The sequence below is a fragment of the Rhizobium sp. LjRoot98 genome, from assembly GCF_964252935.1.
In the GTDB taxonomy this organism is placed as follows: Bacteria; Pseudomonadota; Alphaproteobacteria; order Rhizobiales; family Rhizobiaceae; genus Pararhizobium.
This window is the reverse complement of sequence record NZ_CAXUPW020000006.1, coordinates 127,337-152,783: the sequence shown is the minus strand read 5'-3', so window position 1 is coordinate 152,783 and position 25,447 is coordinate 127,337. Positions and strand designations below refer to the sequence as shown.

Sequence of the window (25,447 nt, the reverse complement as noted above, 5' to 3'; positions counted from 1 at the left end):
AGGGCACCGCGTTGTCACGCGATGCCCTTTTGTTTTCCCAATCAGGATGAAGAAATCAGCCCTTGGCGACAGCCGCAACTTCGGCTGCGAAGTCGGATTCTTCCTTTTCGACGCCTTCGCCGAGAAGCAGGCGGGCCATGCCGACAACTTCGATCGGGGCACCAACGGTCTTTTCAGCTTCCTTGACGGCAGCTTCGACGGTCAGGTCGGGGTTCATGACGAAAGCCTGCGACAGAAGTGCGACTTCTTCGAAGAACTTGCGCATGCGACCTTCGACCATCTTTTCGATGATCGCTTCCGGCTTGCCGGATTCGCGGGCCTGCTCGATGAAGATGTTGCGTTCGCGTTCTGCAACAGAAGCGTCAACTTCCGTCGAACGGATGGCCAGTGGGTTGGTCGCTGCAATGTGCATGGCAACCTGGCGACCGATGGCGTTCAGGGCATCCTTGTCGCCGGTCGACTTCAGCGCGACGAGAACGCCGAGCTTGCCGAGGCCGTCAGCAACGGAATTGTGGATGTAGGTGGCAACAACACCGTCTTCGACCGACAGCAGGGCCGAACGGCGCAGAGCCATGTTCTCGCCGATCGTTGCGATCGCGTCGGTGATGCTCTCAGCGACCGACTTGCCGGTTGCCGGATAGGTCGTTGCGCTGATGGTTTCGACGGTACCGTCCGTGCCGACTGCAACAGCTGCAACGCCACGAACCAGATCCTGGAAGGCATCGTTACGAGCAACGAAGTCGGTTTCGGAGTTCAGCTCGATAACAACAGCCTTGGTGCCGCTGCTGGCGATGCCGACGAGGCCTTCAGCTGCTGCGCGGCCCGACTTCTTGTCGGCCTTGGCGATGCCCTTGGCGCGCAGCCAGTCGATCGCGGCTTCCATGTCGCCATTGGTTTCGCCGAGGGCCTTCTTGCAATCCATCATGCCTGCGCCGGTCTTTTCGCGCAGTTCCTTCACCATTGCTGCAGTAATAGTGCTCATCTTTTTTGCCTCTTCGTTTTGTTCGGCTGGTGCGCTGCCAGAAAGCCGGCGCGATACCAGGAGGATGTGGCAGGGCATGACCCCTGAATGTGACATCGTGATGAAAGGGTCCATCACGGTGGTAGGCATCGTGACAACCAGTGCCTCATGGGCCGGTTCGATGCAAAAGAACAAGGCCGTTCACTTTTTCAGTCGTAAACGGCCTCGTCCTGATCTTGTCTAAAGGAGCGGCGGTGTTATCCGCCGTCCCGCCTTATCAGGCTTCAGCGGCTTCTTCGAGAGCCGGCTCAAGCGGCAGATCGGAAGAGGCGCCGAGGTCGCGGCCCGACGAGCTCTGCTGACGGGCGATGCCGTCGAGGGCTGCACGCGAGATCAGATCGCAATAGAGCGAGATCGCACGCGAAGCGTCGTCGTTGCCGGGGATCGGGAAGTCGATACGGTCCGGGTCGCAGTTCGAATCGATGATCGCAACAACCGGGATGCCGAGACGCTTTGCTTCGTCGATAGCAATCGATTCCTTGTTGGTGTCGATGATGAACATCAGGTCCGGAACGCCGCCCATATCGCGGATACCGCCCAGTGCGCGGTTCAGCTTTTCGCGTTCGCGCTCAAGGTTCAGGCGTTCCTTCTTGGAATAGCCCGAGCCTTCCGAAGCGAGGATTTCGTCGAGCTTGCGCAGGCGCTGGATCGAGTTCGAAATCGTCTTCCAGTTGGTCATCATGCCGCCGAGCCAGCGGGCATTGACGTAGTACTGGGCCGAACGCTTGGCAGCGTCGGCGATGATTTCGGATGCCTGGCGCTTGGTGCCGACGAACAGAACGCGGCCACCCTTGGCAACCGTGTCGCTGACAACCTGCAGCGCGCGCGACAGCAACGGAACGGTCTGTGCGAGGTCGATGATGTGAACGTTCGAACGATCGCCGAAGATGTACGGCTTCATTTTCGGGTTCCAGCGGTGAGTCTGGTGACCGAAGTGAACGCCAGCTTCCAGAAGCTGACGCATGCTAAAATCAGGCAATGCCATGCCTTTTCTCCTTTTCCGGTTGAACCTCCGCAAGGCAAACAGCACTTTCTTCGAAAGCGCCACCGGGTGGAACTGCCCGGATTTCTCCCGGACGGTCCCAAACCTTACGTGTGGAATGCGGTGCCCTTACCCCTTGGCGCCCGATAAATCAAGGGCAAACGAAGAAAATAGCAGCAGCGGGCGGCCGTTCTGACCTACTTGCACTTTTCCTGCTTGAAGATTTCCAGATCGGCGAGCTTGCCCGACAGGACGAAATCGCCGTAATCCATGGTCAGGTCACGGGTGATACCGTTTTCATAGAGTTTGAACTCCATGCGGTAGATCGGCAGCGCGTCACCGGTCGCGTTGTCGTTGAAATAGGAAATGGTCACCGGCCAATAGGGCTTTCCCGCCACGGCCACTGCCTTATCAGCGTCGGCATCACCAGCCGTTGCCTTCTGCGGCTTGCCGATCATGGTGGTGGTGATCAGCGTCTTGTCGCCAGCATCGGAGCCGTCGAAGATACGCGATTCAAACAGCGTCTCGCCCTTCTTTGCCCGGTCGATGACATCGAGCATGTGCTCAGTCGGAAACAGGCCCTGGGCAAGATCGACCTTACGCTTGTCGGGCGAGGTCAGGTCGACGGTCAGCCCTTGCTTGGCCTCATGGGCAGAGCCGCGCACTTCCTTGTCGAGCTTCTCGTCGGTGAACGAGCGCGTCAAGAAGCGGAAGTTTCCGTTTTTCAGGTCCTCGTAAGTGGTCGTCTGCTGGTCCGTCAGCTTGACCTCTTCACCCGTATCCACCTTGGTGACAAACCGGAAACTGACGGTATAGCCCTCGCAGGCCGAGCCATTGAATTCATAGACCATGCGGCCGTACATTCCGGAAATTCCGGAGCGCTCCGATGCGTCCTTGAGTTCCAGATCGTAGACAGCGCGGTGAGGCACCAGGATGTTGGCTGACGCAGCGGAAGCGCCGCCGACCGTCATACCCGATAAACACGCCCATGCCAGGATGGCAGAGGCAAAGCTTGAACGAAACATCCGTTTCCTCCTGTTGGATTCGCTGCCGATGCTATAAGAACACATCAGGCAAAAGCGAGGCATCAATGTTCAAGATGCAGTATTTTACCACTTCATGAAACATGCTGTGCATGCAGCATTTGACGGCAAAACACAACAATGACCGGAGTTATCCATGTCTGCAGAGATTGAAGCACGCATCAAGGAACTGGGAATCACATTGCCGCAGGCGGCAGCACCCGCCGCCAACTATGTTCCCTTCGTCATCAGTGGATCGCACCTTTATATCTCCGGCCAGCTACCGATGGAAAATGATAAGGTCGCGATCACCGGTCACCTCGGCGACGACGTCGATGTTGCCACCGGCCAGCGCGCTGCCGAACTCTGTGCCATCAATATTCTTGCTCAAGCAAAAGCAGCCTTGGGCGGCGATCTCTCGCGCATTCGCCGCATCGTCAAGCTCAACGGTTTCATCGCCTCCAAGCCGACCTTCATCGAGCAGCACCTGGTCATGAATGGCGCCTCTAACCTGATCGCCAAGGTTCTGGGCGACGCCGGTATCCACGCGCGCGCCGCTGTCGGCATGGCCTCCCTGCCCTTCAACGCCGCCGTCGAAATCGACGCCGTGATCGAAATCGCCTGAGCGGAAGAGTATTCATGAAAGACCTGTCCTGGCTGACGGCGCAACCGGTCGCTCATCGCGGCTATCACGACATGAACCACGCCATCTGGGAAAACACGCTTTCAGCGTTTTCCCGCGCAGCGGAAAATGGCTTCGCCATCGAATGCGACCTGCAATACACCGCCGACAGCGTGCCGGTGGTTTTCCACGATGACGACATGCAGCGACTGTGCGGCATCAAGGGCGACATCCGGGAAAAGACCGCCGGCGAACTGGGCCTGATCGCCATCGGCGGCACGACCGACAAGATCCCGACACTCGGGCAGCTTCTGAGACTGGTCAAGGGCCGGGTTCCGATCGTGCTTGAGCTGAAGGGACGCCTCGGCGACGACGAAGGTTTTGTTGATGCGGTGCTGGAGGCTCTTGAAAGCTACGAGGGACCCATTGCCCTGATGAGCTTCGATCATTGGCTGCTCAAGGACCTCAAGGCGCAGGACCCGCCCTACCCGATCGGCCTGACGGCGGGTGGCAACCAGTCGGAGCAATTCCTCGTTCACGAGGAAGCGATGCAGCTCGGGCTTGATTTCATTTCCTATTTCTATGGGGATTTGCCAAACTCGTTCATCACCAAGCAACGTTCGCTTGGCCGTGCGATTTTGACTTGGACCGTGCGCGATCAGGCGGGCGTCGATCACACCTACAGCCACGCCGACCAGATGACATTCGAAGGGTTTGACCCGCGTGAAAGGCTTACCGCTTAAAGAATGACCGGCGACGTTAAAATCCGTGTCGAGACGTCCTTTCAGGATATTTCGAAGGAAAGCTGGGACGGACTGTCAGGGGCCGCCAAGGGGCAATACGGCGGCCTCTACAATCCGTTCATTTCGCATGCCTATCTGTCTTCGCTTGAGGAATCAGGCTCAGCGACGGCCGATACCGGTTGGCTCGGCCAGCATCTGCTGATGGAAGATGGCAAAGGCAGGTTTTCCGGCGCATTGATCTGCTACCTGAAAAACCATAGCCAGGGCGAATATGTTTTCGATCACGGCTGGGCCGACGCCTTGGAACGGGCGGGCGGGCGCTATTATCCAAAACTGCAATGCTCGGTTCCGTTCACTCCCGCCACCGGACCGCGGCTGCTGACCGCTGTGACAGCCGATCCCGCCCGTGTTCGTGTTTCACTCGCGGCCGGTCTTCAGGAACTCGCCCGCCGTCACAATGTGTCCTCTGCGCATGTGACGTTCCTGCCGGAAGACGAAATTCCCACATTCGAACAGGCCGGGTTCCTGCACCGGACCGACCAGCAGTTTCATTTCCTCAATGCGGGCTATTCATCCCACAACGACTTTCTCGAAACGCTGGCATCGCGCAAACGCAAGGCACTGAAGAAGGAACGCCGCTCGGCGCTTGAAGGCGGCATCAGCATCGACTGGCTGACTGGCAAGGACTTGACCGAAAACGTCTGGGATCAGTTTTTTGCCTTTTATATGGACACTGGCAGCCGCAAATGGGGCCGGCCCTATCTGACGCGCAAATTCTATTCGCTGATCAGTGAACGCATGGCTGACGACATCCTGCTTGTCATGGCCAAGCGCAACGGCAAGTACATCGCCGGCGCCATCAATTTCATCGGCAGCGATGCGCTTTATGGCCGTCACTGGGGCGCCATGGAAGATCATCCCTTCCTGCATTTCGAGGTCTGCTACCATCAGGCCATCGATTTCGCCATCGCCAAGGGATTGAAGCGCGTCGAAGCCGGTGCCCAGGGCGAGCACAAGCTGGCACGCGGCTATCTGCCGGCAACCACCCATTCGGCGCATTTCATCGCCCATCCCGGATTGAAGCGCGCCGTTGCCGATTACCTTGAACGCGAACGGCAGGAGGTGGAGCAGATGAGCGATATCCTGGCCGAACACAGTCCGTTCCGCAAAGGCGAACGGCAAGAGACCGACGACTGATTGAGTTTTTGAGGAGAAATGCAGATGCCCAACGCCGCCTATGACACCAACAACATCTTCGCCAAAATCCTGCGTGGCGAAATTCCGGCCCACAAGGTTTATGAGGATGCCAATGTCCTTGCCTTCATGGATGTCATGCCACAGGCACAGGGCCATGTCCTGGTCGTCCCGAAGGCCGCTTCGCGCAACATTCTCGATGCCGATCCGGCAACGCTTGGCGCTCTCATCGCGACCGTCCAGAAAGTGGCGATAGCCGCAGAGGAAGCCTTCGAAGCGGACGGCGTGACGATCATGCAGTTCAACGAAGCGCCGGCTGGACAATCGGTCTTCCACCTGCACTTCCATGTCATCCCCCGCCACGAGGGCGTGCCGTTGCGGCCGCATTCCGGCAAGATGGAAGATGGGGCCGTGCTTGCGGCGAATGCCGAGAAAATCAGGGACGCCCTCTGACGGCAGCGCTCAGACGGTCTGCGGCTCACTAATCTTGTGATAGGCGTTGCTTAACCTACGCATTGTCATACCTGACAGCGCGTAGGCCATCGCAAACACGCCGACGCCGCCGATCATATCGATCAGATGATGGCCGCCTTGCACGAGAATGGCCACCGCCATGAAAGCGTTAAGGCAGAAGATCACCGGCATTAAAATCAGATGACGCGGCACGAAACAGACGGACATGCATGCCATGACGGTATGAAATGATGGAAAACCGATCAAACCAAGGACGTTCTTCGGAGAGAGATAATCTACCCCATCACGGCTCAAGGCCAGCAACGCATCACCATAGGCCGGAGTGACAGCGATTGGGAATGCCTCCAGCACCGACTGTGGCAGAACATGAAAGCTCTTGGCACCAAAATTGGGAAACAGCGCCCAGATCACGATCGCCAAAAGCGCACCGATGACCCCGGTCAACAAAAAGCGATGCAACGCCTGCGCCTGCCCCATGAAGCCCAAAACCAGGATAATGACCAAAAGCTGTGGCAGGGACGTGAAATAGACCTGATACAGGAAAGTCCCGAACCAGGGGTAATGCGATATCCAGGTCAGCAATGACGGCCAGTGGTATCCCATTGCCGCATCGACCTGCATCAGAAAATCATCGATGGGCGCGAAGGTATTGGGAAGGAACATATAATTGAAAACCGAGCCGATGATGGTGAACAGCACAAACAGTCCGGCTGCGACCAGAGCCAGTGCCAGGCGGCCTTCATTCCGAACGACGCGATAATATTGTCCCGCCGCAACCAGAAACAGTCCAATCCCAATCACGCTGACATAGCCAACAATATCGACGGGTATGTTCTTGAAATAGAGCAAGACGGCATCCAATGCAGCCAGCACCAAAATAATTCGGACGACGAACCATTCTCCCGGCAAAAAACGCACCTGCTGCTCCCTGTGAAATCAGGCAACACATACGCCATGGGATTTAAGATTCGCCTAAGCCGATTGTCGTGAGAACCCTTATCAGAACCCGAGCGCATAGAGCCCGATGGCCAGCACAGCGATGGCCGTGGCGATGCCAACGGCCGGTTTTTGGCGGCCAATAAAGAAAGCAGTTACACCGGCAGCTATCGATCCAAGCCTGAGCCAGAGCGGCGAATGCTCGAGGACTCCGGTCGGATAGAGAATGAGTTTGGCGATGACGGCCGCCACCAAGGCCGTTGCGACCGCCCTCACCCAATTGAGGACTTCGGAATCGTCCCGTAGCCGGTTGCCGGCGAGAACGCCGAGCCAGCGCCAGAGGTCGGTCGCCAACCATCCGGCAATTGCGATAAACACATAGGGCCACCAGCCTTCAAACACTGCCATGCCGGCCCTCCCCGCGCTTGCGCCATTGGCGCTCGGTCAGCCAAGCCAATGTTCCGCCACCAACGCCCGCCAGTAGGATATCGAACTCGGGCGCCAGCCAGTAGAAGAACGGCCCGGCCACAAGACCGCTGATCAAGGCCAAATAGATCACCGGATGACGGGCGGAACTCCAGATTGATGCCAAGAAATAGACCGGCGTCAGGAAAAACAGGCAACCGGCGACAATCGGCGGAAACTCCGTGACGTACTGATAAACTGCGGCCACCAGAAGCATATTGGCTACAACAAGCGTGATGCCGAAGCCCGCGAAGAACGTAACCCGATGTTCGCGGGGCACTGTTCGCACGCGCTCCATCGCAAACACCCAGGCGGTGATCGCCACGAAATGCGACAGGAACAGCAGGAGCCAGGTGGGGGTTTTTCCAGTGCGGATTTCAGGAACAAGCGCCGCGACCATCGGCATCAGACGGATAGAGGACAACGTAACGGCGATAAAGGCGGCGAGCAGATTGGCGCCGCTCAGCATCGAACTGACGAGGATGACCTTGGCTGGCAGCGCCCAGACGGCACCGACCATGAACACGGTCTGCTCGACAGGAATACCGGCCTGGGCAGTAAACGCACAGAAGCCGACGAAGGACAGCATCAACATCAGTGCTGGCAGGCTGAAAATGCCCCGCATGCCAGCCAAGAACCATGTCCGCCCGGAGCCGATCGCCTGGCCGTCATCCATCAAAACATCCGCCTGTTCGCCGCCACAAAAAAACGGTGCCGGACGATCAGGTCCGGCACCGTATCTCAATCTGGAATGCGTTATTTCTTGCGCGGCACCTTCGGAACCGTGCTGCCCTTGCGCGGCGGCTCGGCTGCCTTGGCGCTCACCGCTTCGTCAGCCTTGGCGGCTTTCGCTGCCTTCTTCGGCTTGGGAGACGCATCCGGTTCAGCGCCAACGCTTTCCAGCTCCTTTGGCTTTGCAGTCTTTGGCGCCTTCTTAACCGGGGTAACAACCTCAGCCTTCGGCTTGATCCGTGCCGTCTCCGGCACATAATCGAGCAGCAGGCCCTTGGCGCCATCCGGCTTGATGCCGACCCTCACCTTGACGACGCCACCCTTCTTCAGCTTGCCGAAGAGGATTTCATCGGCCAGCGGCTTCTTGATGTGTTCCTGGATGACGCGCGCCAGCGGCCGCGCACCCATCTTTTCATCATAGCCCTTGTCCGACAGCCAGGCGATGGCTTCCGGCTGCAGGTCGAAGGTGACGTTGCGTTCGGCCAGCTGGGTTTCCAGCTGCATGACGAACTTCTGCACCACCTGGTGGATCACCGGTGTCGGCAGCGAAGCAAACGGAATGACCGCATCGAGACGGTTGCGGAATTCCGGCGTGAACAGCCGGTTCAGCGCCTCCACATCGTCGCCTTCGCGCTTGGCAGAGCCGAAGCCGAATGCAGCCTTTGCCATTTCGGACGCACCCGCATTGGTCGTCATGATCAGGATGACGTTGCGGAAGTCGATCTTTTTGCCGTTATGGTCGGTCAGCGAGCCGTGATCCATGACCTGCAACAGAATGTTGAACAGATCCGGATGCGCCTTCTCGATTTCGTCGAGCAGCAGAACCGAATGCGGGTGCTGATCGATGCTGTCGGTCAGAAGGCCGCCCTGGTCGAAGCCGACATAGCCGGGAGGTGCCCCAAGCAGACGCGAGACCGTGTGGCGCTCCATATATTCCGACATGTCGAAACGGATGAGCTCCACACCCAGCGACGCCGCCAGCTGCTTTGCGACTTCGGTCTTGCCGACGCCGGTCGGGCCGGAGAAGACATAGGAGCCGATCGGCTTGTTCGGTTCACGCAGACCCGCACGAGCGAGCTTGATCGCCGATGCCAGCGCCTCGATTGCCAGATCCTGGCCATAGACGACCGACCGCAGTTCCTTTTCCAGATTGGCGAGAACAGCCTCGTCATCCTTAGAAACGGATTTCGGTGGAATGCGGGCCATCGTTGCGATCGTCGCTTCGATTTCCTTTTCCGTGATCAGCTTGCGCCGCTTGCTGACGGGCAGCAGCATCTGGGCCGCACCGGTCTCGTCGATCACGTCGATCGCTTTGTCCGGCAGCTTGCGGTCATTGATGTAGCGGGCCGAGAGCTCAACAGCCGACTTGATCGCCTCGTTCGAGTATTTCAGCTTGTGATAATCCTCGAAATACGGCTTCAGGCCCTTCATGATTTCGATGGCATCGTCGATCGTCGGTTCGCTGACGTCGATCTTCTGGAACCGGCGCACGAGCGCACGGTCCTTTTCGAAGAACTGACGGTATTCCTTGTAGGTGGTCGAACCGATGCAGCGGATCGCGCCCGAAGACAAAGCCGGCTTCAAAAGGTTGGACGCATCCATGGCGCCGCCGGACGTTGCCCCCGCACCGATGACGGTGTGGATCTCGTCGATGAACAGCACGGCGCCCGGATATTCCTCGAGTTCCTTGACCACCTGCTTCAAGCGCTCTTCGAAGTCACCGCGATAGCGGGTACCAGCGAGCAGCGTGCCCATATCGAGCGAGAAGATCGTCGCGTCCTGCAACGCTTCGGGAACCTTCTTTTCGACGATGCGCTTGGCCAGACCTTCGGCGATCGCCGTCTTGCCGACGCCGGGATCGCCCACGTATAGCGGATTGTTCTTGGAACGGCGGCACAGGATCTGGATCGTCCGGTTGACCTCGGCGTGACGGCCGATCAGCGGATCGATCTTGCCGACCTTGGCCTTCTCGTTGAGATTGACGCAATAGGCCGTCAGCGCATCCTGCGGCTTCTTCGGGCCGTTTTCGTCCTGTTCGCGCGATGCCTTCTGTTCGGATTCCGGCTCGTCGGCGCCACGCGGAGGACGCGCCTCGGATGCGCCAGGACGCTTGCCGATACCGTGCGAGATGAAATTGACGGCGTCGTAACGCGTCATTTCCTGCTCCTGCAGGAAATATGCGGCATGGCTCTCGCGTTCGGCAAAGATAGCGACAAGCACATTGGCGCCTGTTACTTCCTCGCGCCCCGATGACTGGACATGGATGACCGCACGCTGGATGACGCGCTGGAAACCCGCTGTCGGCTTGGAATCCTCATCATACCCCGTCACCAGGTTGCCGAGTTCATTATCGACATAGTCGGAAACTGTCTTGCGCAGGGCGTCGAGATTGACGTTGCACGCGCCCATGACAGCCGCCGCATCAGCATCGTCGATCAATGCCAACAGGAGGTGCTCCAGGGTCGCATATTCGTGATGGCGCTCATTGGCCAGCGTCAGGGCCTGGTGCAGGGCTTTTTCAAGGCTTGTTGAAAATGTTGGCACGTCAGTTCCTCATTTCTTTTCCATGACGCATTGCAGCGGATGCTGATGCTCGCGGGCAAAATCCATCACCTGCGTCACTTTGGTTTCGGCAACTTCGTAGGTGAAAACACCACACTCACCCACGCCGTGATTGTGAACATGCAGCATGATCAGAGTTGCCGCTTCGCGATCCTTCTGAAAAAAACGCTCCAGAATGTGGATCACGAATTCCATCGGCGTATAGTCGTCGTTCAAAAGCAGGACACGATATAGGCTCGGCTTCTTGGTCTTCGGCTGTGTCCGGGTAATGACGGACGTGCCACGGCCGGCTTTGCCCCCATCCCCGTCGCTGTCTGTTTGCATCCGGACCGGCATGGCGATCATTCTACTTCATTCCCTTGTCCAGCCGCAAATGCTTGGGAGGAATTTGCGGCCTGTTCGTGACACATAATCTAGTGGTTCTTTTTCAGATTTTAAGGCTGTTCGTCTGCACTGCAATCACATTTGCGTCGTCAAGCACAAGATTGATCAACTTTCTTCAGGCCGCCTATCGCCAATCTGCCAGATAAACAACAAAAAACCGGCTGCGGAGGGCGCAGCCGGTTGTTCATCATTTAAGGTATTGAATTTGAGTTAAGCGGCGACCGCAGTCTTGGCAGCTGCCGTTGCCTTGGCAACCGGCGCTTCGTAGGGCTTGTAGGCGTCCTTGGCCAGATCAGCGTACATTTCACCGATCTTGGTGGCTTCGGCGACGTAGCCTTCATAAGCGGTCTTCACGTAGCTCGTCTGCAGCTCGAAAGCGGCTTCGACGCTCTTGACGGTGCTGATCTTCTCGATGTGGGAAACGCTGTCTTCAAAGGCCTTCTTGGAGTAGTCGGCAGCCTCGGTGGCAATCGCCTGAAAAGCCTTCGTCAGCGACGCATAGCTCTTCAACAACGTATCCAAGTTCTCTTTGCTTTTCTTATTTGCATCTTCGAAATTGAACATCAGGCTGCTCCTTTTGTGACGCTCGCAATGGCAATATTTTATGTGCACTGCACAATAAAGTCAATGTATGCGTGCGCCGCAATAAAATCCTTTCATTGCAACAGCTTGATGAAAAATCGCGAAATATCGCGAAATCACGCCAATTCTTCGCAAAAAATAATCAAAAAGTATGATTTTAACAAAAAACCCGGCCTGAGGGTCAGGACCGGGTCGAGTTCAATTGCAACGATAGAGTGCAATCAGAGATCGATATCGAGGATCGCCATCGAGAAGTTGTAGGACAGTTCGCCGTCTTCCTCGTCCCGGAAGATCACGCCCAGAAATTCGTCACCCAGATAAACCTCGGCGGATTCGTCCTTCTTCGGACGCGGCTTGATGACCATGCCTTCATTGAAGGTACGCTTGAAATAGGCTTCGAGTTTTTTGACTTCTTCGGGCTTCAAGTCACTTCTCCATGACGGTTTTGATTTGCGCCGCTTCTGGCACAGAGATTCAATCGGTGTAAACCCCTGGCTGGCAGCCAAGCGGCAAATCGCCGGTTCAAATCTCGAAGGAAACCAGCAACTGATCCATTGAACGGGACGGTTCCGAGCAACCGGCTTCACCGACGACACGCGCCGGAACGCCGGCAACCGTGGTCTTGGAGGGAACCTCCTTGAGCACGACGGAACCCGCGGCAACCCTGGAGCAATTGCCGATGTGGATATTGCCGAGAATTTTTGCGCCAGCGCCGATCAGCACGCCATTGCCGATCTTTGGATGGCGGTCGCTGCCCTCTTTGCCGGTACCGCCGAGCGTCACACCGTGTAGAATGGAGACGTTGTCGCCGATAACGGCAGTTTCGCCGACCACAAGCCCGGTGGCGTGATCAAGGAAGATGCCCTTGCCAATCCGCGCCGCAGGGTTGATGTCGGTTTGGAAGACGGACGAAGAACGGCTCTGGAGATAGAGCGCGAAATCCCGGCGCCCACGATTCATCAGCCAATGGGCCAGACGGTGGGTCTGGATGGCATGGAAGCCCTTGAAATAGAGGATGGCTTCCAGAAACCGCGTGCAGGCCGGATCCCGATCATAAACGGCCTGGATATCGACCCGCAGGATGGTGCCCCATTCCGGCCAGTCCTCAAGCATCTCGGAAAACGTCTGGCGCAGGAGATTGGCTTGCAGATCGGGATGGTCGAGCCGCTCGCAGATCCGGTAGATGACACTGTCTTCCAGCGAACGCTGGTTAATGATGGTGGAATAGAGAAAAGCCGCAAGCAGCGGATCCTGCTGGGCAGCAAGCCGCGCCTCTTCCTGCAGACTATCCCAGATCGGGTCCATGATCTTCACGGTTTCGGTCGGGCGTATGTCAGTCCTGGCGACCATCGCCACTCTCCTTCGTAGTCCGTCTGTCCATCAGGTATAGGCCAAATCGCATTGGATATAAATGGCCGCGCGTAAATAGACGCTCAAAACGCTGGGCGGGCGTTACGCTTGCCCGACCTTTGCCCAAAACTCAAGCGCGGCCTTCTTGAAGACCCTGTCGCCCACGGCAAGCATATGATCGCGGCCCGGAATATCCAGCGCAATGGCATCGGGAATGAGAGCGGCCAGCTCCTGCGGCGAGCCGGCAATGTCATCCTTGGTCCCGACGGCGATCAGAACCGGCACATCGATGCGCCCCATATCCTCGACGGAGAGCAGGTCGCGCGATGTCGAAATACAGGCGGCGAGCGCCTTGCGATCGCTTTTCGTCTGGTCGGCAAAGGCGCGAAACATCCGGCCACGTTCATGGGTGACCACATCGAGAGAAGACGCATTCAGCGCATCGGCGATCGGATCCCAATCACCGACGCCGGTCACCATGCCGATACCCAAACCACCGAGAACAAGGGACCGCACGCGGTTCGGATGCGCCAGCGTCAGGAACGTCGAGATGCGGGCGCCCATCGAATAGCCCATCACATGGGCCTCGGCGATGCCGAGATGATCGAGCAGCGCCACGGCATCGCCCGCCATCGCTGGCGGGTGGTAGACCGCCGGATCGTGCGGCTTGTCGCTGGCACCATGGCCACGATTGTCGAGCGCGATGACCCGGTATCCGGCATCGCCCAGCGTCTTCAGCCAACCCGGATAGACCCAGTTCACATTGGCGCCGGAGGCAAATCCATGGATCAGCAAGATCGGATCGCCGGATGGATCGCCCTCATCGAAATAGGCGATAGACAGACCATCATGGGTGAAGGTCGAAAAGGCGGGCGGGTTCAGATCCATGGCATGCGTCCTGTTTTGAGCGAACCTATGACAGCGGCAGCGCCGGGAAAACCCCGGCACACCAAAAAACCCGCAGGCGCGGCATCTTTGCCGCTACACTTTTGACGCAAAGCTTTCTATGGTGCGGCCAAATTCGACTATTCTTCTATACGACGGAGCATGACATGGCCGGGCACGGTATTCCCCACTTTCAAAACGATGGCGGCCACGCGGTCATCGAGATCGGCGTCAAGGAATTCATGTGCACGGGTGCGTCTGTGCCCTTCGATCATCCGCACATCTATATCGACATGGGCGACGACAACGAAAAAGTCTGCTCCTACTGCTCGACGCTGTATCGCTACAACGCCAAGCTCCATGCGGACCAGACGGTCCCGGACGGCTGCACGTTCAATGCAAAGGCGGCCTGAGCGGCAAACGCTCCCCGCATGAACAGCCACCAGCCCGTCGTGATTGCCGGCGCCGGCATAGCCGGTCTGACGGCTGCCCTCAGTCTTGCCCACAGGGGCATTGCCTCTGAGATCTTCGAACGGACGGCCATCCTCAGCGAGGCGGGCGCCGGGCTGCAGCTATCTCCCAATGCAACGCGAATCCTGACGAAGCTCGGGCTTCTTCCGCAAATGGAAAAGGTGTGGAGCGAACCGCAGGCAATCACCCTCGTCAGCGGTGTATCGCTGCGGACGATCGCTTCCGTCCCATCCGGCCAGTTCGCGCGCAATCGCTGGAAATCGCCTTATGGCGTTCTACACAGGGCCGACCTGCAGCAGGCGTTGCTTGACGCGGTAACGGCTAATCCCCTGTGCACCCTTCATCTCGGCACGGCAATCGACGATACCGCGCAACACGGAATCGCACGGATGACAGGCATCCAACCGCGCCTTGTGGTTGGAGCAGATGGCGTCTGGTCAAAAGTCAGGAAAACCTTAGAAGGAACTGGAAAGGCAGTCTTTTCCGGAAATGTCGCCTGGCGTTTTACGCTCGGTGAGGCCGAGGCGCCGGCATTTTTCGACGCGACCAAAGTCACCGCATTTCTCGGCATCGGCTCGCATCTTGTCGTTTATCCCTTGCAGCGCGCGCGCAGTTTCAACGTGGTGGCGATTACCAGCGGCACCAATCCCGGAGAAACATGGGACAGCACCCTGCCCCCAGAAACAAGCCGGCAGCGGTTGCTGGGAGCCTTTTCCGGCTGGCACCCTCAGATTGCCGATTTGTTGCGGCACGCGGTCGAGCCGGTCATCTGGCCACTCTACGAAGTGACTGCCGGTGCCTGGTATCGCGGCGACGAGGTTGCCCTGATCGGTGACGCAGCCCATGCGATGATGCCGTTTGCCGCGCAGGGCGCCGCGATGGCGATCGAGGATGCCTTCGAGCTTGCATCATTCGTGGCCGGCGGAAAGCCACTTGCCGCCTTTGCCGACCACCGCAAAAGCCGCGTGGCACGTGTCCGCTCCCGCGGCGCCTTCAACCGTTTTGCCTATCACGCCCGCGGCCCCATACGGCTCGGGCGTGATCTTGTCCTGTCGTTGCGGCGGCCGGAAAGTCTGGCCGCCGATTTCGACTGGCTCTATGGATACGAGCCAAAAGACTGACGATCAGACGGCCTTTGCCGCCGCAAATCCCGCTTCGATGTCTTTGCGCAGGTCAACAACATCCTCAAGCCCGATCTGCAGCCGGATGACCGGGCCTTCGCTTGGCGCCTTGCAGACCTTGCGGTCGGACAGGCCGACGTGAACAGCAAGGCTTTCAAAACCACCCCAGGACCAGCCGAGCCCAAAAAGCGACAGCGCATCGAGGAAGGCATGGGCCTTTGGTTTGAATTGTTCCGGGCTACCGGCCTTGAGAACGAAGGAGAAGATGCCGCTGGAGCCGGTAAAATCCCGCTTCCACAGGTCATGGCCAGGAAAGCTCGGCAAGGCCGGATGCAGGACGCGCGCCACGTCGTCACGCTCTTCCAGCCAGCGGGCGATGTTGAGCGTGCTTTCCTGGTGGCGCTCAAGACGGATGCCCATCGTGCGCAGCCCGCGCAGGATCTGGTAGCTGTCATCGGGTGCGCCGCAAATGCCAAGAGCGCCGTGCGCCTCCAGCAATTGCTCCCAATGTGCGGCATTGGCAGACACCGTTCCCATCAGGATATCGGAATGACCGGACGGATACTTCGTCGCGGCATGGATCGATATGTCGACACCATGATCGAGCGGCTTGAAATAAAGCGGCGTCGCCCAGGTGTTATCCATCGTCACCACGCAGCCATGGCGATGGGCGACAGCTGAAATCGCGCGAATATCCTGCATCTCAAAAGTGTTGGAACCCGGTGCTTCTGTGTGAACCAGCTTGGTGTTGGGCTTGATCAGGCTTTCGATGGCAGCGCCAACCATCGGATCGTAATACTCGACGGCGACGCCAAGCCTTTTCAGCATCGTGTCGCAGAAATGCCGGGTCGGGAAATAGACCGAATCGACGATCAACGCATGATCACCGGCCGACAGAAAAGCCAGGAAAGGTATGGTGACGGCAGCCAGGCCAGACGGCACAAGGATCGTGCCCGCCGAACCTTCCAGAGCGTCGATCGCTTCGCACAACGCATCCGTCGTCGGCGTTCCACGCGTGCCATAGGTGTATTTCTGCGACTTGGTTTCCATGGCTTTTGCGTTTGGAAACAAGACAGTAGAGGCGTGCACCACGGGTGGATTGACGAAACCATGAAAGTCGGATGGCGAATTGCCGATATGCGACAGCCGGGTGTTCACGCCGGCGCCGGCGAGAAGATCATTCTTTTCTTTCATGGGAAGGTCCGCTTGTGAAATTTCATGTCCGGACACTCTTCCGCCTCCCAGACGGAAGGGTCAAGGGACTTCCGTCACGGCCCCCTGGCGCAAGCGTGGAAAATTGAATTTCTGGCGGATTTTTGAACAAAAACGTGCATCAAACAGTCAAAAACTGCCTAAACATACGGCGCAATCAACGATTATGCCGGTGCAGCCCGGAAAATCGGCAACGTGTCTTGACCCTGCGCTGTTTTGAGCATGAGATAGACAGTACTCGCGCCAGGAGGGTGGCGGGGGCCGTAGCTTCGCCTACCAAGCGCAGCCGTGGGGATTAAGAACAAAGACAACAGAAAAAGGTTCTAAAATGGCTAAAAGAATTCTGACAGCGCTGATCGGCGCTGCCGTCATGGGGATTGGCGCCCAGGCAGCATCGGCAACGACGCTCAGCGACGTTAAGGCGAAGGGTTTCCTTCAATGCGGCGTCAACACTGGCCTGACCGGCTTCGCCTCCCCGGACGCGTCCGGCAACTGGAGCGGCTTCGACGTCGATTATTGCAAGGCGATTGCTGCCGCCATTTTCGGTGACCCGACCAAGGTCAAGTACACACCGACCTCCGCCAAGGACCGTTTCCCGGCTCTCCAGTCGGGTGAAGTCGATGTTCTGGCCCGTAACACGACCTGGACAATCAACCGCGATACCGCGCTCGGCTTCAACTTCCGCCCGGTCAATTACTATGACGGCCAGGGCTTCATGGTCCGCAAGTCGCTCAACGTGAAGTCGGCGCTTGAACTGTCCGGCGCTGCCGTTTGCGTGCAGACCGGCACGACGACCGAGTTGAACCTTGCCGACTACTTCAAGGCCAACAACCTTCAGTACAACCCGGTTGTTTTCGAAAAGCTCGAAGAAGTGAACGCTGCCTATGACGCAGGCCGTTGCGATGTCTACACGACCGACCAGTCGGGCCTGTATTCGCTGCGTCTGACGCTGGCTGCCCCGGACGATCACATGATTCTCCCGGAAATCATTTCCAAGGAGCCGCTTGGCCCGGCCGTCCGCCAGGGTGACGACCAGTGGTTTGACATTGTCAGCTGGGTTCACTACGCGCTCGTCGGTGCGGAAGACTTCGGCATCACTTCGGCTAACGTCGAGGAAATGAAGAAGTCGACAAACCCGGACATCCAGCGCTTCCTCGGCGTTGAGGCAGATACCAAGATCGGTACCGACCTCGGCCTCGAAAACGATTGGGCCGTGAAGATCATCAAGGCCGTGGGCAACTATGGCGAAGTATTCGACCGCAACATCGGTGCAGGCAGCCCGCTGAAAATCGAACGCGGCCTGAACGCGCTTTGGAGCAAGGGCGGCATCCAGTACGCACCGCCAGTCCGTTAAGACCATTTGACATCGGGAAAGCGGCTCCGGCCGCTTTCCTTCCCAAAAATAAGAATCGCTCGAAACAGGGCGATCAGGGGAATGAAGAGGCTCTATTATGTCGATTGACGCCACGACTCCGTCCGGGAAGGACAAGCCGGCCGGTTCAATTCTGAACGATCCCAAAATCCGCGGCTTTATCTACCAGGCCGTGACATTACTGCTGCTGGTTCTCTTCATCTATTGGGTGACGGCCAACACCATCGAAAACTTGAAACGCGCCAATATCGCATCAGGCTACGGCTTCCTGAACGGACGGGCCGGCTTTGATGTGGGGCAATCGCTGATCGCTTATTCCAGCGATTCGACTTATGGCCGCGCACTCGTCGTCGGTTTTCTCAACACCATTCTCGTTGCTGTTGCAGGTATTATCACCTCCACGATCATCGGTTTTCTGGTCGGTATCGGCCGTCTGTCGAAGAACTGGCTGATTGCCAAGCTGTCGATGGTCTATGTCGAGGTGTTCCGCAACATACCGCCGCTGCTGGTTATCTTCTTCTGGTACTCCGGCGTTCTCGCTGTTCTCCCACAGCCACGGGAATCGCTGGCGCTGCCATTTGACATGTATGTCAACAACCGTGGCTTGGCGTTTCCGCGGCCGGTTTTCGATAGCGGCTCGCAGTACATCCTTCTTGCGCTTGTCATTGCGGTGATCGGCAGCGTCCTGTTTTCGCGCTATGCGAACAAGAAGCAGATGGAAACAGGTCAACGCATGCCGGTGCTGTGGACGGTACTTGGCCTGGTGATCGGCCTGCCGTTGCTGGCCTACTTCGCGGCGGGAATGCCGATTTCCTTCGATGTGCCGGTTGCCGGCAAGTTCAACCTGACCGGCGGGTCCGTCGTCGGGCCTGAATTCCTCTCGCTGTTCCTGGCGCTGTCGTTCTACACGGCCTCGTTCATCGCCGAAATCGTTCGGGCCGGCATTCGTGGCGTCAGCCATGGGCAGTCGGAAGCAGCACACGCGCTTGGTATCCGGCCAGGGCTAACCACTCGCCTCGTCGTCGTTCCGCAGGCCATGCGGATCATCATTCCACCGCTGACCAGCCAGTATCTCAATCTGACGAAAAACTCGTCGCTTGCCATCGCCATCGGCTATTCCGACCTCGTATCGACCGGAGGCACCATCCTCAACCAGACCGGCCAGGCGATCGAAGTCGTCACCATCTGGATTGTCGTCTACCTGACGCTCAGCCTGTCGACATCGTTGCTCATGAACTGGTTCAACGCCAAGATGGCACTGGTGGAGAGATAAGATCATGAACACGCACCAGACCAATTTCGTCCGCACCGCCATGATCGACCAATCGGCGCCACCGGTACTCGACAAAGGCTATATCGCCTGGATCCGCAAAAACCTGCTCGCAACACCGCTGGATGCGGTGATGACGATCATCGCCGTCCTGGCACTTGCCTGGTTTCTGCCGCCCGCCATCAAATGGCTGTTTATCGACGCGTCCTGGACCGGCGGCGGGCGGGGTGTTTGCGCGACCGTCGCCCAAGGCGGCTCGCAGCTGGAGGGCTGGAGTGGCGCATGCTGGGCTTTCGTCACCGCAAAATTCGATGTGTTCATGTTCGGGCGCTATCCGATCGATGAACGCTGGCGCCCCATGTTGGTCGGCGTCTTGTTCGTGACGCTTCTCGTCCCGATCCTGATCCCGAAAATCCCGTATAAGGGACTAAACGCCATCCTGCTGTTTGGTGTCCTTCCGGTCATATCGTTCTTCATCCTGATCGGCGGCGTGCTTGGTCTTCCCTATGTGGAAACTGCGCTTTGGGGTGGCCTGATGGTCACGCTGATCCTGTCCTTCGTCGGTATCGCGGTGTCGTTGCCGCTCGGTATTGTTCTGGCGCTTGGCCGGCGATCGACGATGCCCGTCATCCGCCTGCTCTGCACCACGTTCATCGAGCTCGTCCGCGGTATTCCGCTGATCACCGTGCTGTTCATGGCCAGTGTCATGCTGCCGCTGTTCCTGCCGCAGGGCATGACCTTTGATAAATTCCTGCGCGCACTGATCGGCGTCTCGCTGTTTGCCTCCGCCTATATGGCGGAAGTGGTGCGCGGCGGCCTGCAGGCAATCCCGAAGGGGCAGGCCGAAGGTGCTGATTCGCTGGGCTTGAGCTACTGGCAGAAGATGCGGCTGATCATCCTGCCCCAGGCGCTGAAACTGGTCATTCCGGGTATCGTCAACACGTTCATCGGCCTGTTCAAGGATACATCGCTGGTGTCGATCATCGGTATGTTCGATCTGCTCGGCATCGTCCGCCAGAATTTCTCGGACGCCAACTGGGCATCGCCGGTCACGCCGCTGTCGGGACTTGTTTTTGCCGGATTCGTTTTCTGGCTTTTCTGCTTTGGCATGTCGCGCTATTCAGGGTTCATGGAACGAAGGCTCGACAAGGGTCACAAAAGATAACAATGAGGGAGAATATTATGGCCGCTGAAGCCAAACCGCTAACAATGGAAGTGTCATCCACGGATGTCGCCGTCGAAATCGCCGGCATGAACAAGTGGTATGGGGATTTCCACGTTCTGCGCGACATCAACCTGAAGGTCATGCGCGGCGAGCGCATCGTCGTTGCCGGCCCGTCCGGTTCGGGCAAATCCACGATGATCCGCTGCATCAACCGGCTGGAAGAACACCAGAAGGGCAAGATCGTCGTTGACGGCATCGAGCTGACGAATGACCTGAAGAAGATCGACGAAGTGCGCCGCGAAGTCGGCATGGTGTTCCAGCACTTCAACCTCTTCCCGCATCTGACCATTCTGGAAAACTGCACCCTGGCGCCGATCTGGGTGCGCAAGATGCCGAAGAAGCAGGCGGAAGAAGTCGCCATGCACTTCCTCAAGCGCGTCAAGATCCCTGAGCAGGCCCACAAATATCCGGGCCAGCTGTCCGGCGGTCAGCAGCAGCGTGTGGCAATTGCCCGATCGCTCTGCATGAATCCGCGCGTCATGCTGTTCGATGAGCCGACCTCGGCGCTCGACCCGGAAATGATCAAGGAAGTGCTCGACACCATGGTCGGCCTTGCCGAAGAAGGCATGACGATGATCTGCGTGACGCACGAAATGGGCTTTGCCCGCCAGGTCGCCAACCGCGTGATTTTCATGGACCAGGGCCAGATCGTCGAACAGAACGAGCCGGCGGCATTCTTCGACAACCCGCAGCATGAACGCACCAAGCTGTTCCTCAGCCAGATCCTGCACTGAGGCTGAGTAGTTCCATCGTTGAATCAAAAAGGCCCGCGGCATTCACCGCGGGCCTTTTTTGATTCCAGACTCGTTTGCGGCCATTACTCGACCGTGTATTTCAACGTTCCCAAAGACCAGCGCACGCCGCGGTTTTCGGCATCTCCAGTCCAGGCTGTCTGAAGTCTTGCGATAATTTCGCTCAGAGAATGCCGGGCATCGAGTTCGGCTGTCAGGCCCTGCGCCGATGGGACGGTATCCTTCAAATCCACCGGATCGCTGACAACGATGGCGACCAGCATATTTTCGCCTTGACCGTCAGCCTCGAAATCGAAGCCGTAATAGTCATCCGGTATCGTCAATGTCGAACCGGCCGAAAGCGGCGTGATTTTCTGGGCCATGTCGTTCGGGAAGATTTGCGTCGCCATGCCCTCGCGGTTCACGTCCAGAAGGACGAGATTGCCGTCATATTGGCTCGTGACAGAAATCTTGAATGGCTGCCCCTTCTTCAGCTTCGAGCCGGTATCGAGCGACACCGTGACGTCGCCGGTATCCGCCTTGCCGACGATATCTCCAATCGCCGTGACGGGATCGGCATCGACATAAGCCGGGACTCCACCAGCCTCGACCTTGGCCTCCTGATAAACCGGCTCGGGCTTGTCGTGACGCTGATCCGCCGCCGCCTGTTCTGTTTTGTATGGCTCCGGCTTGGCGATGCTTACACCGAGGACGTCCGGCACGCTTTCCAGCTGCGGATCGAGATTGTCGCAATCCTCCAGCGTCAAGCAATACTCCTTCGATTTCCGGGTCACGTATTCGAAGAGCTCGGCATTGCTGACAAGGCCGTTGCCATTCGCATCGGATTCTCCCGGTGCGTAGCCGGCTATGTAAGCGGATGTAAAAACACCGTGCCGGTCTTCGATCGGCAACCGGACATCGTCCCAGGCGACCTGATAGGCAGCGGCGGCACTCCACGCGGTCAGGCCACCGGCCGTCAATTGCGTGGGTTTATCGACAACGCCGAGATCGATGCGAAGGCCCCGGGTCGACGGTTGCTTGTCTGCCTTGGCAAACGGGCGCGGCAGGTAGCGCGCACCTTGCAAGCCGGACACCGCCTGCGGCGACAATGACCGCGATATCGTGCCGGAATGGCAGGCATCGATCACCAGCGTCACCGCCCTGCCCTTCAATTTCTCCAGAACCGCCTCAAGCTCGTCATCGAGAATGACATTCGTCCAGTCGTCGTCGCCGGCCTTGATATCATAGGTCGAAATGGCCTCATCCATTCCGTCTTCCTCATCACCGCCGGTGTCCTTGACCTGCAGGCCATGCCCGGAAAAATAGAGATAGACGCGGTCGCCGGGGGCTGTTCCGGCAACCAGCCATTCGTCCATGGACGACAGCATTGCGTGCCTTGTGGCCTTTTCATCCGTCAGAACCCGGATCGCCTCGGGCTTGAAATTCAACGTGCCCGTCAAAAGCGCCTGAATTGCCTTTACGTCGTTTTTCGGCCCATGCAGAAACATGTCCTGCGGCAAGTTTTCGTAGGTGCCGATGCCGATCACCAGCGCCCGATCTTCCGCCTTTGCCGCTGTGGTTAGCGCGGCCAACGATGCCAGGCACCACAGGCCTGCAGAGACAGTCATGCGGAAACCGGTCATCACAGCCTCTCCCGCGTATAGAGCGGCTGGATGGCCACAGTGGTGTCGGTGCCGTCGATGCGGCTGGTGAGAAGCTGCAAAACCGTGGCCGCATCGATGCTCTTGCTGGCCAGTGCCGCGCCAATCGCATCAACCGGTTCATTGGTGGCGATCACGATCAGATGGTCGGCGCCAAACGGTTCGACAACCTGCAGATTGCTGAGCTTGAACTCAGCACTTGCCGTCCCTTCCGACTGGACGTCCAGCAACTGCACCTGCCCGGTATTGGCAAGATTGAACACCACCATGTTCCTGTACCCTGACGCTGGCGCATCGAAGGAGATCTTGTCGCCACCGGCATAGATGTCCTTTTGCGGGATCAGCGACACCATTCCCGGGTTCTGGCTTGCCATGATTTTCAGAAAATCAAGCAGGATGAACTTGTTGACGACCGCTTGAACCATACTGGCATCGATATGTTCACCAGCAACGTCGCCATTCGGGGTGTAAAAAATACCGCTGGCGGCATCCCAGCGATAGGGCACACCTGTACCGCCGGTATTCTCCAGCACAATATCAGCCTCCTCGACTGACAGCGCCAGCTTGCCATTCCAGCCGGTTTCGCGAACGGTTTTATAGGTCTTTTTTGCCGCTGGTTGGATTGTGGCGGCCACGCTCCGACTTAGTGGCATCACCACCTCATCCTCGGATCGCGGCAGTTGCGGCGTGAAATTCGGCACCTGCAATGCCTCCGACTGGGTCTTCACATTGGCGAAGACATAGTCTTCCAACTCGACGCGGGAAAGGCGGCCGTCGCCATTGCGGTCCGCCGACCCTTCCACCGCGCGGGCAAAGCTCCAGCTTAGGGCACCGCGCGGCTCGCCGTCGATGATGACCTCAGGCGACGGCTGGCTCTCCAGGGAAGCGGCAAGGACCGTCACATTGCGGAACTGCGTCTCTCTTACCTCGGCACCCGACACCGCCTCCTCCGATGGCGGCGGCAATTTGACCGTGACCGCCTGGGCAAGCCGTGTCTTGCCGGAAAACGACCGGCTCATACCGCCGGAATGGCAACTGTCGGAGACAAACAGAACCTGCACGCCCTTGGCCTCGGCTTCCGAAAACCAGGCATTCAGCTCATTGTCGACGATGATTTCATGTTCTGTTTCTTCGGCGCGGCTGCGGTCGAAGCCCGGCAGCTGCAGAAATTCGTCCAGCCCGTCCGCCTCATCACCGGCAACAAGCTCTGGCATTTGCGAACCATGTCCGGCATAGGTGAAGATGATCGTGTCACCCTTGACCGCACCGCCGACGAAGCCGGCCCAGGCGGCGCGAATGTCGTCCTTGCGGGCGGCGGCATCAAAAAACGTCGTCACCTGATCGACGCCTGCCCGTCTTAGCGCACCTTCCACGTCCTTGGCGTCCTTGACGGCGCCATCCAGGCTGACTTCGTAGGGATAGGCATCAATGCCGACGATCAAGGCAAAGGTCTTGGCCGATGCGGCACCGAGCGGCACAACAGAGATCAGCAGAGCAAGAGCCAGCCGGCGCAGCATCATTCAGTTCTCCACATCGACTTCGACACGCCGGTTCATCTGATTGAGGGTTTCCTCATCATAGGCGCTGGCATCATCGGCCTTGAACGGCTCGTCCTCGCCCTTGCCAATCGTGGTCCAGGTGCCTGCGTAGCCTTCTGCAACGAGATAGTGCGCCAGCGCCTCGGCCCGTTGCAGCGACAGCACCCGGTTTGCCTCGGCCGTGCCGATCGGGTCCGTATGACCGATCAGGGTGATTGCTTTCGGCTTGACCGACTTCAGGCATTCCGACAGGTCTTTCGCCGATTCCACTCCTTCCGGCGTGAACTCCGCCGTGCCGAACACGTAGCGCACCGGCGTCGATTTTTTCTTCAGCGACACACCGCGATAGCTGATCTTGCAACCGCCGCGCATGGCAAGCTTGACGGGCTTAGGGGCCGCCAGCCGCATTTCGGTGGCCATATGATCCAGCCGGACGATATAGGACTCATCCGGCGCCATCCACTGCGGCGTCAGCATTTCATTGGCGGCATCCTCCAACGCCAACTGGTAGTAGCGTGCCGCCGTTTCATAATCCCGCCGGTCGCGATTGATATCACCAAGCGCGTCAAACACTTGCCAGGGAGCCGAATTGCTGGTGCGGATCGTCTCTAGTTCGTGCTCGAAATCTGCCAGATTGGCACCTTGCCCGACAGCACCGACGATCCGGTTGAAGGAGGCGAGCGCCGCCACACGGTTGATCATCGCCTTGTGGTCATCTGTGCAGCCGGGCTTTGGCATCCCGGCGATCTGTTTTGCCAGTGCCTCGTTTCCGGCATTGGTGGCATCGGCAATTTGCGCCAAGGCATCGCAGGCCGCAGACGCCGTCCCAGCGAAGAAAAATGCCAGCAGCGATGCCCCTGCCAAAACCTTCAATGTCATCACATGTATTCCC

The 25,447-nt window shown here is 58.2% G+C and carries 26 protein-coding genes; 10 read left to right on the top strand and 16 right to left on the bottom strand.

What is annotated here, in order from left to right; genetic code table 11:
• Positions 1-55: 55 nt before the first annotated feature.
• From tsf to ACSQ3J_RS19885, 3 genes are all read right to left on the bottom strand, one after another.
• Positions 56-982 carry a translation elongation factor Ts gene (tsf, locus tag ACSQ3J_RS19895; RefSeq protein WP_060505622.1) on the bottom strand — a complete coding sequence of 309 codons (927 nt, stop codon included), beginning with the start codon at positions 980-982 and terminating at the stop codon, positions 56-58.
• 256 nt (positions 983-1,238) lie between these two features.
• Positions 1,239-2,006, bottom strand: a complete 768-nt coding sequence (gene rpsB / locus ACSQ3J_RS19890; RefSeq protein ID WP_037100951.1) for a 30S ribosomal protein S2 — start codon at positions 2,004-2,006, stop codon at positions 1,239-1,241.
• Between the two features lie 194 nt (positions 2,007-2,200).
• Positions 2,201-3,028, bottom strand: coding sequence for a cell envelope integrity EipB family protein (locus ACSQ3J_RS19885; protein WP_060505213.1), 828 nt, complete (start codon positions 3,026-3,028; stop codon positions 2,201-2,203).
• Between the two features lie 154 nt (positions 3,029-3,182).
• Here ACSQ3J_RS19885 and ACSQ3J_RS19880 point away from each other — a divergent pair, with 154 nt between their 5' ends.
• Genes ACSQ3J_RS19880 through ACSQ3J_RS19865 form a run of 4 tightly spaced genes read left to right on the top strand, consistent with a single transcriptional unit; the run spans position 3,183 to position 6,037 of the window.
• Positions 3,183-3,650 (top strand): RidA family protein, encoded by a 468-nt coding sequence (locus tag ACSQ3J_RS19880; RefSeq protein ID WP_060505212.1) that lies wholly within the window; start codon positions 3,183-3,185, stop codon positions 3,648-3,650.
• A gap of 14 nt (positions 3,651-3,664) precedes the next feature.
• Positions 3,665-4,390, top strand: coding sequence for a glycerophosphodiester phosphodiesterase (locus ACSQ3J_RS19875; RefSeq protein WP_060505211.1), 726 nt, complete (start codon positions 3,665-3,667; stop codon positions 4,388-4,390).
• 3 nt (positions 4,391-4,393) lie between these two features.
• Positions 4,394-5,587: a GNAT family N-acetyltransferase gene (locus ACSQ3J_RS19870; protein WP_060505210.1), complete on the top strand. Its 1,194-nt coding sequence runs from the start codon at positions 4,394-4,396 to the stop codon at positions 5,585-5,587.
• A gap of 18 nt (positions 5,588-5,605) precedes the next feature.
• A complete protein-coding gene (locus tag ACSQ3J_RS19865; RefSeq protein WP_436039963.1) occupies positions 5,606-6,037 on the top strand; it encodes an HIT family protein in 432 nt (143 codons plus the stop codon).
• A gap of 9 nt (positions 6,038-6,046) precedes the next feature.
• Here the strand turns inward: ACSQ3J_RS19865 and ACSQ3J_RS19860 are convergent, their stop codons facing one another.
• From ACSQ3J_RS19860 to ACSQ3J_RS19820, 9 genes are all read right to left on the bottom strand, one after another.
• Positions 6,047-6,976 carry a phosphatase PAP2 family protein gene (locus tag ACSQ3J_RS19860; RefSeq protein ID WP_060505209.1) on the bottom strand — a complete coding sequence of 310 codons (930 nt, stop codon included), beginning with the start codon at positions 6,974-6,976 and terminating at the stop codon, positions 6,047-6,049.
• A gap of 81 nt (positions 6,977-7,057) precedes the next feature.
• A complete protein-coding gene (locus ACSQ3J_RS19855) occupies positions 7,058-7,402 on the bottom strand; it encodes an AzlD domain-containing protein (RefSeq protein WP_060505208.1) in 345 nt (114 codons plus the stop codon).
• Positions 7,389-8,135, bottom strand: coding sequence for an AzlC family ABC transporter permease (locus ACSQ3J_RS19850; protein WP_060505207.1), 747 nt, complete (start codon positions 8,133-8,135; stop codon positions 7,389-7,391). The genes ACSQ3J_RS19855 and ACSQ3J_RS19850 overlap by 14 nt, the downstream gene beginning before the upstream one ends.
• An 80-nt stretch (positions 8,136-8,215) precedes the next feature.
• A complete protein-coding gene (clpA, locus tag ACSQ3J_RS19845) occupies positions 8,216-10,735 on the bottom strand; it encodes an ATP-dependent Clp protease ATP-binding subunit ClpA (protein WP_060505206.1) in 2,520 nt (839 codons plus the stop codon).
• Positions 10,736-10,744: 9 nt separating this feature from the next.
• Complete coding sequence (gene clpS / locus ACSQ3J_RS19840) at positions 10,745-11,098, bottom strand: ATP-dependent Clp protease adapter ClpS (RefSeq protein WP_060505205.1); 354 nt, start codon at positions 11,096-11,098, stop codon at positions 10,745-10,747.
• A 249-nt stretch (positions 11,099-11,347) separates the two neighbouring features.
• Positions 11,348-11,701 carry a phasin family protein gene (locus ACSQ3J_RS19835; RefSeq protein WP_060505204.1) on the bottom strand — a complete coding sequence of 118 codons (354 nt, stop codon included), beginning with the start codon at positions 11,699-11,701 and terminating at the stop codon, positions 11,348-11,350.
• Positions 11,702-11,940: 239 nt separating this feature from the next.
• Complete coding sequence (locus tag ACSQ3J_RS19830) at positions 11,941-12,144, bottom strand: DUF3126 family protein (protein ID WP_037100924.1); 204 nt, start codon at positions 12,142-12,144, stop codon at positions 11,941-11,943.
• A 97-nt stretch (positions 12,145-12,241) separates the two neighbouring features.
• Positions 12,242-13,069 carry a serine O-acetyltransferase gene (gene cysE / locus ACSQ3J_RS19825; protein WP_060505203.1) on the bottom strand — a complete coding sequence of 276 codons (828 nt, stop codon included), beginning with the start codon at positions 13,067-13,069 and terminating at the stop codon, positions 12,242-12,244.
• A 102-nt stretch (positions 13,070-13,171) separates the two neighbouring features.
• Positions 13,172-13,957, bottom strand: a complete 786-nt coding sequence (locus ACSQ3J_RS19820) for an alpha/beta fold hydrolase (RefSeq protein WP_060505202.1) — start codon at positions 13,955-13,957, stop codon at positions 13,172-13,174.
• A 164-nt stretch (positions 13,958-14,121) separates the two neighbouring features.
• On the opposite strand from ACSQ3J_RS19820, the gene ACSQ3J_RS19815 reads away from it, so the two are divergent.
• Positions 14,122-14,367, top strand: coding sequence for a zinc-finger domain-containing protein (locus ACSQ3J_RS19815; protein WP_018325189.1), 246 nt, complete (start codon positions 14,122-14,124; stop codon positions 14,365-14,367).
• 18 nt (positions 14,368-14,385) lie between these two features.
• Positions 14,386-15,546: an FAD-dependent monooxygenase gene (locus ACSQ3J_RS19810; RefSeq protein ID WP_436039961.1), complete on the top strand. Its 1,161-nt coding sequence runs from the start codon at positions 14,386-14,388 to the stop codon at positions 15,544-15,546.
• A gap of 3 nt (positions 15,547-15,549) precedes the next feature.
• Here ACSQ3J_RS19810 and ACSQ3J_RS19805 read toward each other — a convergent pair whose 3' ends face one another.
• On the bottom strand, positions 15,550-16,740 hold the full coding sequence (locus ACSQ3J_RS19805) for a cystathionine beta-lyase (RefSeq protein ID WP_060505200.1): 1,191 nt from the start codon (positions 16,738-16,740) through the stop codon (positions 15,550-15,552).
• 346 nt (positions 16,741-17,086) lie between these two features.
• On the opposite strand from ACSQ3J_RS19805, the gene ACSQ3J_RS19800 reads away from it, so the two are divergent.
• The 4 genes from ACSQ3J_RS19800 (at position 17,087) to ACSQ3J_RS19785 (ending at position 21,359) form a co-directional block, all read left to right on the top strand.
• Positions 17,087-18,112 carry an amino acid ABC transporter substrate-binding protein gene (locus ACSQ3J_RS19800; protein WP_060505199.1) on the top strand — a complete coding sequence of 342 codons (1,026 nt, stop codon included), beginning with the start codon at positions 17,087-17,089 and terminating at the stop codon, positions 18,110-18,112.
• A 97-nt stretch (positions 18,113-18,209) separates the two neighbouring features.
• Entirely contained in the window at positions 18,210-19,403 is a 1,194-nt protein-coding gene (locus tag ACSQ3J_RS19795; RefSeq protein WP_060505198.1) for an amino acid ABC transporter permease, read from the top strand.
• A gap of 4 nt (positions 19,404-19,407) precedes the next feature.
• Positions 19,408-20,565 carry an amino acid ABC transporter permease gene (locus ACSQ3J_RS19790; RefSeq protein ID WP_060505197.1) on the top strand — a complete coding sequence of 386 codons (1,158 nt, stop codon included), beginning with the start codon at positions 19,408-19,410 and terminating at the stop codon, positions 20,563-20,565.
• Positions 20,566-20,582: 17 nt separating this feature from the next.
• Positions 20,583-21,359, top strand: coding sequence for an amino acid ABC transporter ATP-binding protein (locus ACSQ3J_RS19785; RefSeq protein WP_037100902.1), 777 nt, complete (start codon positions 20,583-20,585; stop codon positions 21,357-21,359).
• A gap of 83 nt (positions 21,360-21,442) precedes the next feature.
• Here the strand turns inward: ACSQ3J_RS19785 and ACSQ3J_RS19780 are convergent, their stop codons facing one another.
• The 3 genes from ACSQ3J_RS19780 to ACSQ3J_RS19770 are packed head-to-tail and all read right to left on the bottom strand — an operon-like array spanning position 21,443 to position 25,434.
• A complete protein-coding gene (locus ACSQ3J_RS19780) occupies positions 21,443-22,999 on the bottom strand; it encodes a caspase family protein (protein WP_060505196.1) in 1,557 nt (518 codons plus the stop codon).
• On the bottom strand, positions 22,999-24,537 hold the full coding sequence (locus ACSQ3J_RS19775) for a caspase family protein (RefSeq protein WP_060505195.1): 1,539 nt from the start codon (positions 24,535-24,537) through the stop codon (positions 22,999-23,001). Before ACSQ3J_RS19775 ends, ACSQ3J_RS19780 begins: the two co-directional genes overlap by 1 nt.
• Positions 24,538-25,434, bottom strand: coding sequence for an OmpA family protein (locus ACSQ3J_RS19770; RefSeq protein ID WP_060505194.1), 897 nt, complete (start codon positions 25,432-25,434; stop codon positions 24,538-24,540). It lies immediately after the preceding gene.
• Between the last annotated feature and the right edge of the window lie 13 nt (positions 25,435-25,447).

Bases quoted from the DNA above. Each gene is read 5' to 3' on its own strand.
- tsf (WP_060505622.1), bottom strand. From the start codon at position 982: ATGAGCACTATTACTGCAGCAATGGTGAAGGAACTGCGCGAAAAGACC.
- rpsB (WP_037100951.1), bottom strand. From the start codon at position 2,006: ATGGCATTGCCTGATTTTAGCATGCGTCAGCTTCTGGAAGCTGGCGTT.
- ACSQ3J_RS19885 (WP_060505213.1), bottom strand. From the start codon at position 3,028: ATGTTTCGTTCAAGCTTTGCCTCTGCCATCCTGGCATGGGCGTGTTTA.
- ACSQ3J_RS19880 (WP_060505212.1), top strand. From the start codon at position 3,183: ATGTCTGCAGAGATTGAAGCACGCATCAAGGAACTGGGAATCACATTG.
- ACSQ3J_RS19875 (WP_060505211.1), top strand. From the start codon at position 3,665: ATGAAAGACCTGTCCTGGCTGACGGCGCAACCGGTCGCTCATCGCGGC.
- ACSQ3J_RS19870 (WP_060505210.1), top strand. From the start codon at position 4,394: ATGACCGGCGACGTTAAAATCCGTGTCGAGACGTCCTTTCAGGATATT.
- ACSQ3J_RS19865 (WP_436039963.1), top strand. From the start codon at position 5,606: ATGCAGATGCCCAACGCCGCCTATGACACCAACAACATCTTCGCCAAA.
- ACSQ3J_RS19855 (WP_060505208.1), bottom strand. From the start codon at position 7,402: ATGGCAGTGTTTGAAGGCTGGTGGCCCTATGTGTTTATCGCAATTGCC.
- ACSQ3J_RS19850 (WP_060505207.1), bottom strand. From the start codon at position 8,135: ATGGATGACGGCCAGGCGATCGGCTCCGGGCGGACATGGTTCTTGGCT.
- clpS (WP_060505205.1), bottom strand. From the start codon at position 11,098: ATGATCGCCATGCCGGTCCGGATGCAAACAGACAGCGACGGGGATGGG.
- ACSQ3J_RS19835 (WP_060505204.1), bottom strand. From the start codon at position 11,701: ATGTTCAATTTCGAAGATGCAAATAAGAAAAGCAAAGAGAACTTGGAT.
- cysE (WP_060505203.1), bottom strand. From the start codon at position 13,069: ATGGTCGCCAGGACTGACATACGCCCGACCGAAACCGTGAAGATCATG.
- ACSQ3J_RS19820 (WP_060505202.1), bottom strand. From the start codon at position 13,957: ATGGATCTGAACCCGCCCGCCTTTTCGACCTTCACCCATGATGGTCTG.
- ACSQ3J_RS19815 (WP_018325189.1), top strand. From the start codon at position 14,122: ATGGCCGGGCACGGTATTCCCCACTTTCAAAACGATGGCGGCCACGCG.
- ACSQ3J_RS19810 (WP_436039961.1), top strand. From the start codon at position 14,386: ATGAACAGCCACCAGCCCGTCGTGATTGCCGGCGCCGGCATAGCCGGT.
- ACSQ3J_RS19805 (WP_060505200.1), bottom strand. From the start codon at position 16,740: ATGAAAGAAAAGAATGATCTTCTCGCCGGCGCCGGCGTGAACACCCGG.
- ACSQ3J_RS19800 (WP_060505199.1), top strand. From the start codon at position 17,087: ATGGCTAAAAGAATTCTGACAGCGCTGATCGGCGCTGCCGTCATGGGG.
- ACSQ3J_RS19795 (WP_060505198.1), top strand. From the start codon at position 18,210: ATGTCGATTGACGCCACGACTCCGTCCGGGAAGGACAAGCCGGCCGGT.
- ACSQ3J_RS19790 (WP_060505197.1), top strand. From the start codon at position 19,408: ATGAACACGCACCAGACCAATTTCGTCCGCACCGCCATGATCGACCAA.
- ACSQ3J_RS19785 (WP_037100902.1), top strand. From the start codon at position 20,583: ATGGCCGCTGAAGCCAAACCGCTAACAATGGAAGTGTCATCCACGGAT.
- ACSQ3J_RS19780 (WP_060505196.1), bottom strand. From the start codon at position 22,999: ATGACCGGTTTCCGCATGACTGTCTCTGCAGGCCTGTGGTGCCTGGCA.
- ACSQ3J_RS19775 (WP_060505195.1), bottom strand. From the start codon at position 24,537: ATGATGCTGCGCCGGCTGGCTCTTGCTCTGCTGATCTCTGTTGTGCCG.
- ACSQ3J_RS19770 (WP_060505194.1), bottom strand. From the start codon at position 25,434: ATGACATTGAAGGTTTTGGCAGGGGCATCGCTGCTGGCATTTTTCTTC.